Below are 14,513 nucleotides of genomic sequence, written 5' to 3'. Positions count from 1 at the left end.
CGGCAGGCCCCGCCGGTCCGGGCCAGCCCGCCGCTGCCGGACCGGCCGGGGCTGCCGGACCGGCGGGGCCTGCCGGACCGGCGGGATCTGGCCGCCCTGCGGGGGCTGCCGGGGCGTGCGGACGCGACCGCGGGCCGCCTGTGGCGGCAGCGGCGCGGGGACGCCGTGGCGCGGTCCTGGCTGCGGATGGCGTGTCCTGGGTTGCTCCACTGACCCAACTTAGGTCGGTTTATGTGCCGAATAGCCCGTCCGACACGCCGAATGCCCCGGCTTGGTCAAGCGTTCGAGGCATCGCCGGGCCGGGGCGGGCACCCCGTAGACTGGTGGATCGGCCCACTCCGCCAGTCCTCATCTCACGTACGGGAAGTCGCAACGTGTCGCTCACGATCGGAATCGTCGGTCTGCCGAATGTCGGCAAGTCGACCCTGTTCAACGCCCTGACCAAGAACGACGTGCTGGCGGCCAACTACCCGTTCGCCACCATCGAGCCCAACGTCGGCGTGGTCGGCGTCCCCGACGCCCGTCTGGCGAAGCTGGCCGAGATCTTCAAGTCGGAGCGCGTCCTCCCGGCGACCGTCGACTTCGTCGACATCGCGGGCATCGTCCGCGGCGCGTCCGAGGGCGAGGGCCTGGGCAACAAGTTCCTCGCGAACATCCGTGAGTCGGACGCGATCTGCCAGGTCATCCGCGCCTTCAAGGACGAGAACGTCGTCCACGTGGACGGCAAGGTCTCGCCGAAGGACGACATCGAGACGATCAACACCGAGCTGATCCTCGCCGACCTGCAGACCATCGAGAAGGTCCTGCCCCGGCTCCAGAAGGAGTCGCGGATCAAGAAGGACGTCGCGCCCAAGGTCAAGGCGGTCGAGGAGGCCAAGGAGATCCTGGAGAAGGGCGACACGCTCTTCGCGCACGGCATCGTCCAGGGCAGCGAGCGCGCCGAGCCGCTGCACGACCTGCACCTGCTCACCACCAAGCCCTTCCTCTACGTCTTCAACGTCGACGAGGACGAGCTGACGGACGAGGACTTCAAGAACGAGCAGCGCGCCCTGGTCGCCCCGGCGGAGGCCATCTTCCTGAACGCCAAGCTGGAGGCGGACCTCGCCGAGCTGGACGAGGCGGACGCCATGGAGCTGCTGGAGTCGGTCGGCGCGACCGAGCCCGGCCTCGCCACCCTCGCCCGCGTCGGCTTCGACACCCTCGGCCTCCAGACCTACCTGACGGCCGGCCCCAAGGAATCCCGCGCCTGGACCATCAAGAAGGGCGCCACCGCCCCCGAGGCCGCCGGTGTCATCCACACCGACTTCCAGAAGGGCTTCATCAAGGCCGAGGTCATCTCCTTCGACGACCTCGTCGAGGCCGGCTCGGTCGCCGAGGCCCGCGCGAAGGGCAAGGCCCGCATGGAGGGCAAGGACTACGTCATGCAGGACGGGGACGTGGTGGAGTTCCGCTTCAACGTGTGAGCGGACGAAATGACAACGCATTGACGGCTGGCAAACATGCAGGTCATAAGGGGTCGGCTCTTCTGGGAGTCGGCCCCTTGTCGTTTCCGGTGCTGGGATGGTGTTGGTTTTTCTGATGATGCGATGTCGATAACCGCGAGCGAAGCCCGCAAGGCTCTCTTTCCTCTGATCAAGAAGGTCAACGACGATCACGAGGCCATCGAGATCGTCTCCAAGCACGGCAATGCTGTGCTCGTCTCGGCCGAGGACTACGCGGCGCTGCGCGAGGGCTCGTACCTGCTGCGTTCTCCCGCGAACGCTCGTCGGCTGCTCAAGGCGTATGAGAATGCATTGGCCCACGCCAACGTGTCGGAACGCGAGCTGATCGACCCTGATGCGTGGGACGCCGGCGCTGAGGGTGCCGAGTGAGGCTCGTCTTCGAGGACCAGGGCTGGGAGGACTACACGTCCTGGCTCAAGAACGACCGCAAGACGCTCGCTCGGATCAACAAGCTCATCGAGGACGTCAAGCGGGACCCCTTCACGGGGATCGGCAAGCCCGAGCCACTCAAATACCACTTGCCCGGGGTGTGGTCGAGGCGGATCGATGATGAGCACCGGCTTGTCTACCTGGTCACTGACAGGGAGATCGTGATCCTTGCAGCGCGCTATCGCTATTAGTCCCAGGGCGGTCCCCCGCAGGGTTGTCGCTGCTGTGCGAGCAGGTGCCGGGGTGCTCACCGTTTCTGGGCATGAGGGTCAGTACCCGAGACAAGGGCTGCGGAAGCAGCGAGTCGCCTCGCGAAGTCGGCGACAGCCGACCTGTCCACATATGAGCACGCACCGCCGAGCCGGGCCTCCCAGTCAGGACGGAAGTCGTACTTCTGCAGCTTCACCGTGCGGTCACGGTGGGCGGACTCCGGTGAGACGACCTCGATGACGAGCCGGACCTCTTCCGGGGCGTACCACGTGCGGTCCGGGTCGTACGGCGCCCTCGTCACGAGCAGATCCGGCTCCGGCCGGTTTCGCTCGTCGAGGCGGATCGTCATCTCCTGTTCGACCTCCAGACCGGCGGGCGCGGTGGCCATGAGTGTGGTGGTGCGGGAGGTGACAAGGAGGCCGTGCCAGGACCGCTGGGGCGACAGCATGAAGACGAGAGCTCCGTCTATCAGCTCGGTGTGGCGAGGCGCCTCGGGGAGGCGGTCGAGATCCTCCGCGAACCAGCCCTCCTCGCACGGCGGACGCATCCGGTCGGGCAGTGCGGTCATGGCTCAACCGTAGCGACTCGGCCGCGGCCGAGCCGCGAGACCGGCAACGCGCAGCCGCCCTTCCTGACCGGGGTACGGGCCAGGTCTGCCGCCGGTGCCGGGAAGGGGCACGAGTGGCGGAACGGAGGTGTGGGCGGGTGGCCCGGCCGGGTTCATCAGCGGTCCGCCGGACCGTGCCGATGCCGCCCCTGCTGGTCCGCGGAGACGGCCCGGCGCGGAGCCGGCGAGTCCCGGGGGCGTCTCCGCCCCGCGCGTCCCGCGGTCCGGCCGTGACGCGCCCGCCGGGTCCGCGTCTCACCATGGGGAAAAGCCGCGCGAGCAACATCGTTTTCCCGCAAGGTGGTTGGCGACACAACTGCCATGTATGGAGGGGATCATGAGCAAGGTCTGGCTGATCACGGGTGCGACCAGCGGCTTCGGGCGGGCGATCACCGAGGCGGCGCTGGCCGCCGGGGATGTGGTGGTGGGGGCCGCCCGGCGTACGGAGGCCCTCGAGGAGCTGGTGGCCGCGCACCCGGAGCGGATGGAGGCGCTGCGGCTGGACGTCACCGACATCGCCGCGGCCGAGGCGGCGGTGCGGGATGTGGTGGAGCGGCACGGGCGGATCGACGTCCTGGTCAACAACGCGGGCCGTACGCACGTCGGCGCCTTCGAGGAGACCACGGACGACGAGCTGCGGGCCCTGTTCGACCTGCATGTCTTCGGGCCGGCGGCGCTGACCCGGGCGGTGCTGCCGTTCATGCGGGAGCGGCGGTCGGGTGCGGTCGTGCAGATGAGCAGTGTGGGCGGGCAGTTGTCGTTCGCCGGGTTCGCGGCGTACTCCGGGACGAAGTTCGCCCTGGAGGGGATGTCCGAGGCGCTCGCCGACGAGGTGGCCGAGTTCGGCATCAAGGTGCTCGTCGTCGAGCCGGGAGCCTTCCGTACGTCGCTGTTCGAGGGCAACCGCGCGGGCTTCAGCCCGGACAGCGGGGCCTATCCGAAGGTCACGCAGACCCGTGCGTATGTCGCCGGGGGCGACGGCACCCAGGCCGGTGACCCGGCGAAGGCGGCGGCACTGATCCTGGCCGCCCTGGAGGCGGAGGAGACGCCGCTGCGTCTGCCGCTCGGCGATGACGCGGTCACGGCCGTCCTCGACCACCTGGACCAGGTGCGCGGGGACGTGACCGGGTGGGAGAAGCGCACCCGGCACACCGGCTTCGACGCCTGACGAGGCGCCGCCGCCGGAAGCGTGATCCGCCTCCGGCGGCGGTGACGGGCCGTCATCTCGCGCGTACGGCTCACTGTTCCGTCGGTGCAGGGCCCTTGTGCAATTCCTGTGGAGGGCTCAATCTTTCGGCTGACGCACCCGTACCGGACAGGGTTGACATGACCCTGCCATACGCGTGCTCCCCACCGGCGCACCACCGATCGAGGAGGACCCCTCAGATGGCAGTGATGCGTACTCCCCACCGCACCACCCGGCGAAGACTGGCCGCGATCGCCGTCGCGAGCACCGCGGCGCTCGCCGCGGGCCTGGTCTCCGCGCTGCCCGCCGGCGCCGCACCGGCCGCCGCCGAAGGCCGCATCCAGTACGAGGACGCGGCGAACGCCGTGGCCGGCAGCTACATCGTGACTCTGAAGCCCGGCGAGGCCCGCTCCGGCTCCGCCGAGGGCCGCGCCCTGGCCAAGAAGTACGGCGCCACCATCGAGCGCACCTACACCAAGGCCCTCAACGGCTACGCCATCGAGGCCTCCGAGACCGAGGCCGAGCGGCTCGCCGCCGACCCGGCCGTCGCCTCCGTCGTGCAGAACCGCACCCTCGGCATCGACGCCACCCAGCCCAGCCCGCCCTCCTGGGGCCTGGACCGCATCGACCAGCGCGCCCTCCCGCTGAACAACTCCTACACCTACCCGGACTCCGCCGGGCAGGGCGTGACGGCGTACGTCATCGACACCGGCGTCCGCATCACCCACAGCGACTTCGGCGGCCGCGCCTTCAACGGCTACGACGCCATCGACAACGACAACGTCGCTCAGGACGGCCACGGCCACGGCACGCACGTCGCCGGCACGGTCGCGGGCAGCGCGTACGGCGTCGCCAAGAAGGCGAAGATCGTCGGCGTCCGGGTGCTGAACAACTCCGGCTCCGGCACGACCGCCCAGGTCGTCGCCGGTATCGACTGGGTCGCCAGGAACGCGGTCAAGCCGGCCGTGGCCAACATGTCCCTCGGCGGCGGCGCCGACACCGCGATCGACACCGCCGTGCGCAACGCCATCGCCACCGGCGTCACCTTCGCCGTCGCCGCGGGGAACGAGAGCACCAACGCCTCCACCCGCTCGCCCGCCCGCGTCACCGAGGCGATCACGGTCGGCGCCACCACCTCCTCGGACGCCCGCGCCAGCTACTCCAACTACGGCACGGTCCTCGACCTGTTCGCCCCGGGCTCCTCCATCACCTCCGCCTGGAACACCGGCGACACCGCCACCAACACCATCTCCGGCACGTCGATGGCGACCCCGCACGTCGCCGGAGCGGCGGCGCTCCACCTGGCCGACAACCCGACGGCCACGCCCGCCCAGGTGTCCTCGGCGCTGACCACCGCGGCGACCCCCAACGTGGTCACCAACCCGGGCACCGGCTCGCCCAACCGGCTGCTGTACGTCGGCGGCGGCAGCACGACCCCGCCCGGACCGCGGTTCGAGAACACCGCCGACTACGCGATCAACGACAACGCCACCGTCGAGTCCCCGATCACCGTCTCCGGCGTCTCCGGCAACGCGCCCGCCACGCTGGCCGTCCAGGTCGGCATCGTCCACACCTACATCGGCGACCTCCAGGTCCAGCTGATCGCCCCCGACGGCACCGCCTACACCCTCAAGGGCTACGGCACGGGCGGCAGCTCCGACAACATCAACACCACGTACTCGGTCAACGCCTCCTCGGAGGCCGCCAACGGCACCTGGAAGCTCCGGGTGAGCGACAACGCGTCCTACGACACCGGGCGGATCGACACCTGGGCCCTCCAGTTCTGATCCCCGGCAGGGCCACCCCTCGGTGAGCCCCCCGGTGATCCCTCAGTGATCCTCCTCGTCCTCGCGGAAGGGCTCCGGGTCCGTGACCCAGCCCGCCGCGAGGACGAGGCGCGTGTGCCGGTGCACGGCGAGGAAGCCGAACGGGCGGTCGTAGCGGGCCTCGACGGTGGTGACCCGCCAGCGCAGCCGCGGCAGGCCGACGGCGATCGGGCCGAACGCCGTGACCGCCGCGGCCTCGAAGCCCAGCGCCCCGAACCGGGCCACGGCGGCCTGCTCGGCGGAGCCGACGGCGAGCGGGCGGGTGCTGACGCCGGGGAAATGGCCGGCCGTGTCGTCCCGCGCGGTGGTGAGGCCGAACAGGGCGTGCCGCTTCAGCAGGTCGTGGCTCGCGGAGACGGCGTACGCCGGAGCGGTCACCTCCAGCACCGGCGGACGCGGCCGCTCCGACCGCTCCCGGACGACGGACAGGCCCGGCCCCACGTCCCCGAACGGCAGGAGAGGCCCGGGCACGACGGGGCAGCGCCGGGCGAGCACGTCCACGCCCGCCGCCAGCACCTGACCCGGCGTCATCTGCTCCTCTTCGAGCAGCAGATGGACGTCCAGGGCGTTGCCGCCCAGCACCTTCAGCTCGGTGACGAACCCGTGCGCCGTGTCCGCGACACCGACCCGGTCCAGCACCTCACTGCGCCGCCACAGTCCGGCCAGGGCCCGCTCGCGCCACGGCCCGTCCTCCGGGCACAGCGCGCCCTCCTCGAACGGCCGCAGCCACCGGGCGCGCAGCGCCAGGGCGCCGGCCAGCACCAGCTCGGTCCGCTCCGACAGCGCCACCGGCATGCTCGGGACCAGGCCGCCGGTCCGCTCGGCCGCCCAGGCGTCGAGGGCGGCCCGGTCGGCCTGGGCGTCCCCGGTCAGCACCCCGTGCGCCGCGCCGGGCAGCCCCGCCCGCCACGCCTCGCGCAGCGCCGGCGTGCGCGCGGTCCACAGGCCCAGCGCCGCCTCCAGGCCGGGCAGCGCCGCGAGACCGGCCAGCAGCTCCCTGGCCGCCGGTGCCGCCTGCTCGGCGGGCAGTCCCACGGCGTCCGCCAGCTCGTCCCGGGCCACGCCCCCGGCACCGTCCGCGAGCAGGGCGAGCAGCGGCCACACCCCGGGCGCCGAGAACACGGTGCCGCCCTGGACCGTCCGCGCCCAGCGCGCCGTCAACCTGTTGACCGCCCGGATCGTCGTGTTCGTGACCCGCATGCCTCGTTGTCCGTCCCCCCGCTTACCATGCGCCACGTCGTACGTCAGTTCCTCAAGACCCGAGTCAGGAGCACGGTACCCGTGTCCACACCGCCGCCCCCCGGGCCGGACCAGCCCCAGGGCCCTGGCCAGTACCCCGCTCCCCAGCCGCCCGGGCCGTACCAGCAGGGTCCTTACCAGCGGGGTCCCTACCCGCAGGGCCCGTACCAGGGCCCGTACGGACCCGCGCCCCACGGCGCCTGGAGCCCGTACCCCTACCAGGCGGAACCCCCGGTCAACGGCATCGCCATCGCCGCGCTCGTCCTGGGCGTGCTGTGCTTCGTGCCGGCCGTCGGGCTGGTGCTGGGGCTGGTGGCGCTCGGGCAGATCAGGAAGAAGGGCGAACGCGGCAAGGGCATGGCGATCGCCGGTTCCGTGCTGTCGTCGGTCGGACTGGCCCTGTGGGCGGTGGCCGTGCCCACCGGTGTGGTCGCCGACTTCTGGGAGGGGTTCAAGGAGGGCGCCGCCGAGGAGACCCTCTCCGTGCAGAAGGGACAGTGCTTCGACGCGCCCGGCGGTTCCCTGGAGGGCGTGACGTACGACCTGGACATCGTCCCCTGCGGCGGGGAGCACGACGGCGAGGTGTTCGCCACGGTCACCGTGCCCGACGGCTCCTTCCCCGGTGACGCCCGCCTCACGACGGTGGCCGAGGACAAGTGCTACACGCTCCAGAGCGCCTACGCCCTGGACGCCTGGGCCGTGCCCGAGCACGTCGATCTCTACTACCTCACCCCGACCGAGCAGAGCTGGCGGCTCGGCGACCGCGAGATCACCTGCATCTTCGGCAACACCGACGGCAAGGGCAGTCTGACCGGGTCCCTGCGCAACGACGCGACCACGCTCGACGCCGATCAGCTGGCCTACCTGGAGTCGGTGCGCGACCTCGACGCGGTGCTGGAGGGCGAGCCCGAGGACTACGCCGAGGACGACCTCGACGCCAACACCGCGTGGGCCGCCGAGGTCCGCGACGGGGTCGCCGCCCAGACCGAGGCGCTGCGCGGCCACACCTGGCCCGCCGGCGCCGAGCAGCCCGTGGCCGCCCTGCTGAAGGAACTGGACACGGCCCGGGGCCACTGGGCGAAGGCCGCCTCCGCGACCGACGCGGACACCTTCTACGAGCACTACGACGCCGGGTACGCGTTCTACGACGGCGCGCGGACGATCGACGTGCGCGAGGCGCTGGGCCTGGACACCAGCCCGCCGGAGTACGACTACGAGGACGGCAGTGACGCGGGGGGCGGCGACGGGGGCGGCAGCGGCCTCGATGTGTAGCGCGGACGGTCACCGGCGGGTGTGACGAGGTGTGAGACCGGCTATAGCGGGAGAAAGTGCCTGCGTAAAGGCCCTCCCAGGGTCATGTCATCACATCGAGTGATTCTCTGGCCTTTGCTTGCCGGGGACAACCTACGGTTGCCACGCTGTTGCTGTCCGTACAACCTGATGGGAGCGGCCAGTGACATTCGGTGAGCAGCCGGCGTACCTGCGTGTCGCGGGTGATCTCCGCAAGAAGATCGTCGACGGTCTGCTGCCACCGCACACCCGGCTGCCGTCCCAGGCCCGCATCCGCGAGGAGTACGGCGTCTCCGACACGGTGGCGCTGGAGGCGCGCAAGGTCCTGATGGCCGAAGGGCTGGTCGAGGGCCGCTCCGGATCCGGCACCTATGTGCGGGAGCGGCCCGTGCCCCGGCGCATCGCCCGCTCCGGGTTCCGCCCCGCCGACACCGCCACCCCCTTCCGTCAGGAGCAGGCCGACACGTCGGCGCGCGGCACCTGGGAGTCCAGCAGCGAGCAGGCCGAGGCGAGCGCGCCCATCGCGGAGCGTCTGGCTCTCAAGCCCGGCGACCGCGTGATGCGCACCAAGTACCTCTACCGGGAGGCCGGGGAGCCGGTGATGCTCTCCACCTCGTGGGAGCCCCTCGCGGTCACCGGCCGTACTCCCGTGATGCTGCCCGAGGAGGGACCGCTCGGCGGCATGGGCGTCGTCGAACGCATGGCCGCCATCGACGTGATCGTGGACAACGTCACCGAGGAGGTCGGCGCCCGCCCCGGCCTCGCCGAGGAGCTGCACGCCCTCGGCGGCGTCCCCGGCCATGTCGTCCTCGTCGTCCAGCGCACCTTCTACGCCTCCGGCCGCCCCGTCGAGACCGCCGACGTGGTCATCCCGGCGGACCGCTACCGCGTGGCCTACCACCTGCCGGTCAAGTAGCCCGTCCGCGCCCTGCCTTCGACGCCCCCGTACGCCGGCTCCTCCCGGGCTCGCGCGCCCGCTCGCCCCGGGGCCCGTGCACCCGCTCGTCCCGCTCCCGCGCACCTGCTCCAGGGGCACCGCGCGCCGCAGGAGCGCATTCGTGTCCGGCGGCGCACGCCCTCGCGGCAGTTGCCGGGGGCATCCACGCGGTGGGCGGGCCTGGGCCGGTGCCGCACGCCGGGTGAAATCCGGTCGTTCTCGCAGGTCGCCAGGAGGTGGCCGAGATGACGCTGACCGGATGTGGCGGTCCGGGTCGACGGCGCGTTCGATATCGTGCGCCCCCTGAGTGCTGGCTTGTTGCGTACCTCTTCGTGAAAAGCCGTATTCGCTGAGTGAAGGTTAGGCGTAGGCTCGGGCATATGCGCATAGCGGTTTCCTTACCGGGCGGGGCGCGCGGGGCTAGGGCGGGCAGCGGAGGGGCGCGATGAACGACAGCACGGTCACTCTTCCCTGGCTCGTCATACGCCAGGACGACAACGGCAATCGCTACCGCGTCGGCCGGTACGCGACCCGCGCCGAGGCCCAGAAGATCGCGGACAGCCTCGACAGCCGCGGTCACAAGCAGCTCTACTGGGTGCAGCGGATCGACCAGAACGGCCCGGGCGGGGAGGACCCCCTCGACTGACCGGCCCTGGATAGGCTCCGGTGCATGATGCAACGGACCGTGGTGGTCGGAGCCGCCCTGCTCGACGACGGCCGCCTGCTCGCCGCGCGCCGCAGTGCGCCCCCGGAGCTGGCCGGCCGGTGGGAGCTGCCCGGCGGCAAGGTGGAACCCGGCGAGTCCCCGGACGCCGCCCTCGTGCGCGAGCTGCGCGAGGAGCTGGGCGTCGAGAGCGAGACCGTCGAGCGGGTGCCGGGGGAGTGGCCCCTGAGGAACCCGTACGTCCTGCACGTGTGGACCGCGCGGCTGCGCCCCGGATCCGCCGCCCCCAAGGCCCTCCAGGACCATGACGCGCTGCGCTGGCTGACCCCGGCCGAGATCTGGGACGTGGACTGGCTGGACCAGGACGTCCCGGCGGTGCGCGAGATCGCCGCCCGCCTCACCGCGGGAGAGCGCCGGCCGGGCGCATGAGAGGGGGCGACGCCGACCGGGCGGAATGAGGGGGGAGCACCGGCCGAGTGCCCCCGCTCTTCGTACGCCGTTCGCGTCACAGCGCGCCCTCTCACGCGGTACTGCTCCCTGGATATCGGGTATGGGCCCATTAACCCCACGAAAATGGACATGGGTGAGCTTGTTTGCCTGGGATGTGATCGGCGTGTTCGACACCGAGGGCGACTGCGCCAGCTGGTCCTTTCCCGCGGACCCGGGAGCCGTGCGCACCGCCCGAGCCGCCGTCCGCGGCCAGCTGCACCGCTGGGGCCTGGACAGCCTCGGTGACCTCGCGGTCCTCCTGGTCAGCGAACTCGTCACCAACTCCCTGCGGCATGCCACCGGCCCCATCGGCGTGCGCCTGATCCGCCCCGCCGGGCTGCCTGCCGTGCTGCTGGTGGAGGTCTCCGACCCGCTCCCGGATCTGCCGCGCGAGCGCGCCGCCCGCCCCGACGACGAGAGCGGTCGCGGACTGCAACTGGTCGCGTCCTCCTCGCGCCGCTGGGGCAGCCGCCCGGGCGGCACCGGCAAGACGGTCTGGTTCGAGCTGGTGGTGCCGACCTGAGGCCGTACGGGAGCCCGAACGGCGCCGTCGTCGTCGTACGGCTGTCCAGGCGCGCGGATCGAGCCGGCAGCCCGTGCCCGGCAGGGTGATTCGGGGGAGTGTCCGCTGGTTAGAAGACTGGAAGTGTTCGCGCAGTACGGTCCGAAAAGCACCTGGACTGTGCTGTGATCGTGAACACCGTGTTGCGCGGCGCCGTAGTGCTGGATACTGCGGGCAGCCGCCCCCGGTGACCGGTGCCGGACGCGGTGAGCTGGAGGGGACGGTTCGCGTGAGCGAGATACCAGCGAAGGCCACGGAGTCCGAGGACCCGTCGGACGGCGCGAGGGCGGAGTCCGCGGGTGCCGCGGGCGGTTCCGCACAGGTGCCGTCCGCCGACGCCCTGTGGCAGAGCAGTCCGCCCGGCTCGATCTACGACTACATAAAGGTCGCCTCCTTCTCCATCGGCCCGGACGGGCTGGTGGACCAGTGGAGCCTGCGCGCCGAGCAGCTGTTCGGGATCCCGGCCGGCCGGGCCCTCGGCATGGACCCCATCGAGGCGTTCGTCGACCCCGACCTGCGCGAGCGCGGCCAGCGGAAGATGGCCGAGATCCTGGACGGGCGGGAGTGGACCGGCGTCGTCCCCTTCCGCACCCCGGACCCGGACGGCGGGCGCGGCACGGACGGGCTCGCCGAGGTCTACGTGATGCCGACCCGGACCGAGGACGGCCAGAAGGCCGCGGTCTGCATCGTCGTGGACGTCCGGGTGCTGCGCAGCATCGAGACGGATCTCGCCGCCTCGCAGGCGATTTTCGGTCAATCACCGTTCGGGTTCCTGCTGATCGACACCGATCTGCGGGTGCGCCGCGCCAACCAGCGGTTCGCCTCCATCTTCGGCGGCACACCCGACGACCACCGCGGCAAGGGTGTCCACGACTATCTGCCGCGCGCCGAGGCCGACCGGGTCTCCGCCACCCTGCGCCGCGTCCTGGAGACCGGTGACTCCATCACGGACATGCACGTCACGGGCTTCGTGCCCGGCTCCGACGAGCGACGGCACTGGTCGATCAACCTCTACCGGGTGCACAGCGGCAGCGGCCGGCCCATCGGCGTCGCCTGGCTGGGAACCGACATCACCGCCCGCCGGGCCGCCGCCCGGGAGGCCGCCGCCGCACGGCGCAATCTCGCCCTGCTCAACGAGGCCGGCGCCCGCATAGGGAACTCCCTCGACCTGGAGACCACCGCCCGGGAACTCCTCGACGTCGTCGTCCCCGGCTTCTGCGACCTGGCGACCGTCGACCTCTACCAGGGCCTGCTCGTCGGCGACGAGACCCCGCCCGGCCTGCCCGACGGCAGCGCCGAACTGCGCCGGGTCGCCTTCGCCAGCGCCGTCTCCGACGCCCCCTTCGCCGGCACCGGCCAGCCGGTCAAGGTCGGCGCGGTCCACCACTACCCCTTCAACTCGCCTTGCGCGGACGCCCTGCGCACCGCCCGCCCGCGGCTCGTCCCCCCGGAGGAGGGCGGGCTCGTGCAGTCCACCCTCGCGGTGCCCATGGTCGCCCACGACACCGTCGTGGGACTCGCCCAGTTCTCCCGGGCGAAGGGCAGCGAGCCGTTCGGCGACCGGGACCGCGATCTCGCCGTGGAGCTGGCCGCGCGGGCCGCCGTCTGCATCGACAACGCCCGGCTCTACCGGCGGGAGCACGAACGCGCGCTGATACTGCAACGGTCCCTGCTCCCGCCCGGCGACCCGGTCGCCGCGGGACTCGACATCGCCTGCCGCTACCTGCCCGGTAACGCCTCCACCGGACGGCCCAGCGAGGTCGGCGGCGACTGGTTCGACGTCATCGAACTGCCCGGCCACCGCACCGCGCTGGTCGTCGGCGACGTGATGGGGCGCGGCCTGCGCGCCGCGGTCGCCATGGGCGAACTCCGCACGGCCGTACGGACCCTGGCCCAGCTCGACCTGGAACCGGCCGAGGTCCTCTCCCAGTTGGACGAGATCGCGCGCGGCCTCGGCACACCCGGGGGCATCCAGCAGGCCACCCGCGCCGCCCGTCGCCCCCGCGAGGCCGACCTGTCCGAGGTGTACCTCGCGACCTGCGTGTACGCGGTGTACGACAGCGTCACCCGGCGCTGCACCTTCGCCAACGCGGGCCATCTGCCGCCGGTGCTGGTGGAACCCGGCGAGCCGGCACTGATGCTGGACGTGCCGCCGGGACTGCCGCTCGGCGTGGGCGGGGAGCCGTTCGAGGAGGTGGAGGTCGAGCTGCCGGAGGGTGCGCTGCTCGCCCTCTACACGGACGGCCTGGTCGAGTCCCGCGACCACCCCCTGGACGAAGGGCTGCAGGCGTTCGTGGGTGCGCTCACCGACCCGGCCAGCCCGCTGGAGGACGTCTGCGACGACGTCCTCAACACCCTCGACACCCACCACGGCGAGGACGACATCGCCCTGCTGATGGCCCGCGTCCAGGGCCTGCCCGCCGAGTCCGTCGGCGACTGGACGCTGCCGCGTGAGCCGCGCAGTGTGGGCCGGGCCCGCGAGTACGCCCGCGGCCAGCTGCTCTCGTGGGACCTGGAGCCGCTGGTCGACACGACGGAACTCCTGGTCAGCGAACTGGTCACCAACGCCCTGCGCTACGGCGAGGGCGAGATCAGACTCCGCCTCCTGCTGGACCGCACCCTGGTCTGCGAGGTGTGGGACTCCGGTCTGGTCCAGCCGCGCCGCCGCCGGGCCCGCGACACCGACGAGGGCGGCCGGGGCCTCCAGCTCGTCGGCCTGCTCTCCGCCGCCTGGGGCTCCCGCCGCACCCACCGGGGCAAGACGGTGTGGTTCGAACTGCCCCTGCCGGACGGGGAGAACACCGTGGCCGACCCGGCGGAAGCACTGCTGAGCCTGTTCTAGCGGGCAGCGGAGCCCGCACCGCGCGCCGGCCCGGTGCACGGGAATCCGGCCAGGGCCTGCCCGGGGACTGGGCCGCCGAAGCGGTGGCGGGCGGTGGCGGGCCGGGAGACGCCGTCCAGCAGGGCACGGCTGGTGTCGGCGCCGGGCCGGCACCGACTCGGCGCGGCGTGACCCCGGCCGGGCCGGGCCGGGGCGGGACGTTGACGGGTCGGTCCGTCGGTTCCCGGCGGTCACGAGGGGGCCGGGTCACGGCGGGCCCGTGTGCCCGGCCCGCCGAAGCTCGCGGCGGGTGCGGCGGTGGCGTCCGGGCCCAGCAGGATGCCGCCGAGCAGGGCACCGGCGGTTCCGGTGCCGGGGGCGGCGTCCGGGTGGCCATGGGCGCGGACGTCCCGTTCGGCGAGCTGCCGGGCCTGCCGGGCCAGCGCCTCCGCGGCCAGGGGGCCCGTCCGCTCGGCGTCGCGCGCCGCGGCCAGCCTGGTCCGGGCCTCGGCACCGACCGCGCCCCGGTGTGCGGCGACGAAGTCCTCCGCCGCGGCGACGGCACTCCGGGCGACCAGCGCGGCGGCGGCCGACAGCACCCCCACCCGCCCGTCCGCGACCGGCGCGGTCGCCCGCACGATCCGGTGCAGCAGGTCGAGGGGCCCGTACGGCCCGGCGGTCAGCTCCTCGCGTACGGCGGACAGAACCGCGTCGGCGTGCGAGATCCGCGCCCGCAGTTCCCCACCTGGAC

14 protein-coding genes and 1 pseudogene are annotated in these 14,513 nt (G+C 72.4%); 12 read left to right on the top strand and 3 right to left on the bottom strand.

Features of this window, described 5'->3' with window-relative positions; translation table 11 throughout:
• The 4 genes from CCN42_RS42660 to CCN42_RS22250 all read left to right on the top strand — a co-directional run.
• Window positions 1–213, top strand: a 213-nt coding sequence (locus CCN42_RS42660; protein WP_211294774.1) for a hypothetical protein, incomplete at its 5' end; no start/stop codon positions are given.
• A 161-nt stretch (window positions 214–374) separates the two neighbouring features.
• A complete protein-coding gene (ychF, locus tag CCN42_RS22260) occupies window positions 375–1,463 on the top strand; it encodes a redox-regulated ATPase YchF (protein WP_086168426.1) in 1,089 nt (362 codons plus the stop codon).
• A 123-nt stretch (window positions 1,464–1,586) separates the two neighbouring features.
• Window positions 1,587–1,871 (top strand): type II toxin-antitoxin system Phd/YefM family antitoxin, encoded by a 285-nt coding sequence (locus tag CCN42_RS22255; RefSeq protein ID WP_086738164.1) that lies wholly within the window; start codon window positions 1,587–1,589, stop codon window positions 1,869–1,871.
• Window positions 1,868–2,122: a Txe/YoeB family addiction module toxin gene (locus CCN42_RS22250; protein ID WP_086738162.1), complete on the top strand. Its 255-nt coding sequence runs from the start codon at window positions 1,868–1,870 to the stop codon at window positions 2,120–2,122. Before CCN42_RS22255 ends, CCN42_RS22250 begins: the two co-directional genes overlap by 4 nt.
• A 56-nt stretch (window positions 2,123–2,178) precedes the next feature.
• Here the strand turns inward: CCN42_RS22250 and CCN42_RS22245 are convergent, their stop codons facing one another.
• On the bottom strand, window positions 2,179–2,709 hold the full coding sequence (locus tag CCN42_RS22245; RefSeq protein WP_245877416.1) for a Uma2 family endonuclease: 531 nt from the start codon (window positions 2,707–2,709) through the stop codon (window positions 2,179–2,181).
• A gap of 376 nt (window positions 2,710–3,085) precedes the next feature.
• On the opposite strand from CCN42_RS22245, the gene CCN42_RS22240 reads away from it, so the two are divergent.
• Together CCN42_RS22240 and CCN42_RS22235 are read left to right on the top strand one after the other, a co-directional pair.
• Complete coding sequence (locus tag CCN42_RS22240) at window positions 3,086–3,916, top strand: oxidoreductase (protein ID WP_086168462.1); 831 nt, start codon at window positions 3,086–3,088, stop codon at window positions 3,914–3,916.
• A gap of 218 nt (window positions 3,917–4,134) precedes the next feature.
• Window positions 4,135–5,721, top strand: coding sequence for a S8 family peptidase (locus tag CCN42_RS22235; RefSeq protein ID WP_086738160.1), 1,587 nt, complete (start codon window positions 4,135–4,137; stop codon window positions 5,719–5,721).
• Window positions 5,722–5,763: 42 nt separating this feature from the next.
• On the opposite strand, the gene CCN42_RS22230 is transcribed toward CCN42_RS22235, so the two are convergent.
• A complete protein-coding gene (locus CCN42_RS22230) occupies window positions 5,764–6,960 on the bottom strand; it encodes a serpin family protein (RefSeq protein ID WP_086738158.1) in 1,197 nt (398 codons plus the stop codon).
• Window positions 6,961–7,041: 81 nt separating this feature from the next.
• Here CCN42_RS22230 and CCN42_RS22225 point away from each other — a divergent pair, with 81 nt between their 5' ends.
• The 6 genes from CCN42_RS22225 to CCN42_RS22200 all read left to right on the top strand — a co-directional run bounded on the left by CCN42_RS22225 (window position 7,042) and on the right by CCN42_RS22200 (window position 13,783).
• Complete coding sequence (locus tag CCN42_RS22225; RefSeq protein WP_086738156.1) at window positions 7,042–8,271, top strand: DUF4190 domain-containing protein; 1,230 nt, start codon at window positions 7,042–7,044, stop codon at window positions 8,269–8,271.
• 181 nt (window positions 8,272–8,452) lie between these two features.
• A complete protein-coding gene (locus tag CCN42_RS22220; protein WP_086738153.1) occupies window positions 8,453–9,205 on the top strand; it encodes a GntR family transcriptional regulator in 753 nt (250 codons plus the stop codon).
• A 466-nt stretch (window positions 9,206–9,671) separates the two neighbouring features.
• Window positions 9,672–9,872: an SPOR domain-containing protein gene (locus tag CCN42_RS22215; protein ID WP_086168433.1), complete on the top strand. Its 201-nt coding sequence runs from the start codon at window positions 9,672–9,674 to the stop codon at window positions 9,870–9,872.
• Window positions 9,873–9,896: 24 nt separating this feature from the next.
• Window positions 9,897–10,319 (top strand): (deoxy)nucleoside triphosphate pyrophosphohydrolase, encoded by a 423-nt coding sequence (locus tag CCN42_RS22210; protein ID WP_086738151.1) that lies wholly within the window; start codon window positions 9,897–9,899, stop codon window positions 10,317–10,319.
• A 154-nt stretch (window positions 10,320–10,473) separates the two neighbouring features.
• Window positions 10,474–10,902, top strand: coding sequence for an ATP-binding protein (locus CCN42_RS22205; RefSeq protein WP_086738149.1), 429 nt, complete (start codon window positions 10,474–10,476; stop codon window positions 10,900–10,902).
• A gap of 268 nt (window positions 10,903–11,170) precedes the next feature.
• Complete coding sequence (locus CCN42_RS22200) at window positions 11,171–13,783, top strand: SpoIIE family protein phosphatase (RefSeq protein ID WP_342750468.1); 2,613 nt, start codon at window positions 11,171–11,173, stop codon at window positions 13,781–13,783.
• 230 nt (window positions 13,784–14,013) lie between these two features.
• On the opposite strand, the pseudogene CCN42_RS42655 reads toward CCN42_RS22200, so the two are convergent.
• A pseudogene (locus CCN42_RS42655) lies at window positions 14,014–14,513 on the bottom strand (hypothetical protein); the annotation flags it as partial.

Origin of the sequence: Streptomyces glaucescens (genome assembly GCF_002154375.1) — a bacterium.
Taxonomy (GTDB): domain Bacteria; phylum Actinomycetota; class Actinomycetes; order Streptomycetales; family Streptomycetaceae; genus Streptomyces; species Streptomyces glaucescens.
This window is presented reverse-complemented; position numbering and strand designations above follow the sequence as displayed.

What these genes read in the sequence shown, in the direction of transcription:
- CCN42_RS22255 (WP_086738164.1), top strand. Translation starts at nt 1,587, where the DNA reads ATGTCGATAACCGCGAGCGAAGCCCGCAAGGCTCTCTTTCCTCTGATC.
- CCN42_RS22245 (WP_245877416.1), bottom strand. Translation starts at nt 2,709, where the DNA reads ATGACCGCACTGCCCGACCGGATGCGTCCGCCGTGCGAGGAGGGCTGG.
- CCN42_RS22240 (WP_086168462.1), top strand. Translation starts at nt 3,086, where the DNA reads ATGAGCAAGGTCTGGCTGATCACGGGTGCGACCAGCGGCTTCGGGCGG.
- CCN42_RS22235 (WP_086738160.1), top strand. Translation starts at nt 4,135, where the DNA reads ATGGCAGTGATGCGTACTCCCCACCGCACCACCCGGCGAAGACTGGCC.
- CCN42_RS22230 (WP_086738158.1), bottom strand. Translation starts at nt 6,960, where the DNA reads ATGCGGGTCACGAACACGACGATCCGGGCGGTCAACAGGTTGACGGCG.
- CCN42_RS22215 (WP_086168433.1), top strand. Translation starts at nt 9,672, where the DNA reads ATGAACGACAGCACGGTCACTCTTCCCTGGCTCGTCATACGCCAGGAC.
- CCN42_RS22210 (WP_086738151.1), top strand. Translation starts at nt 9,897, where the DNA reads ATGATGCAACGGACCGTGGTGGTCGGAGCCGCCCTGCTCGACGACGGC.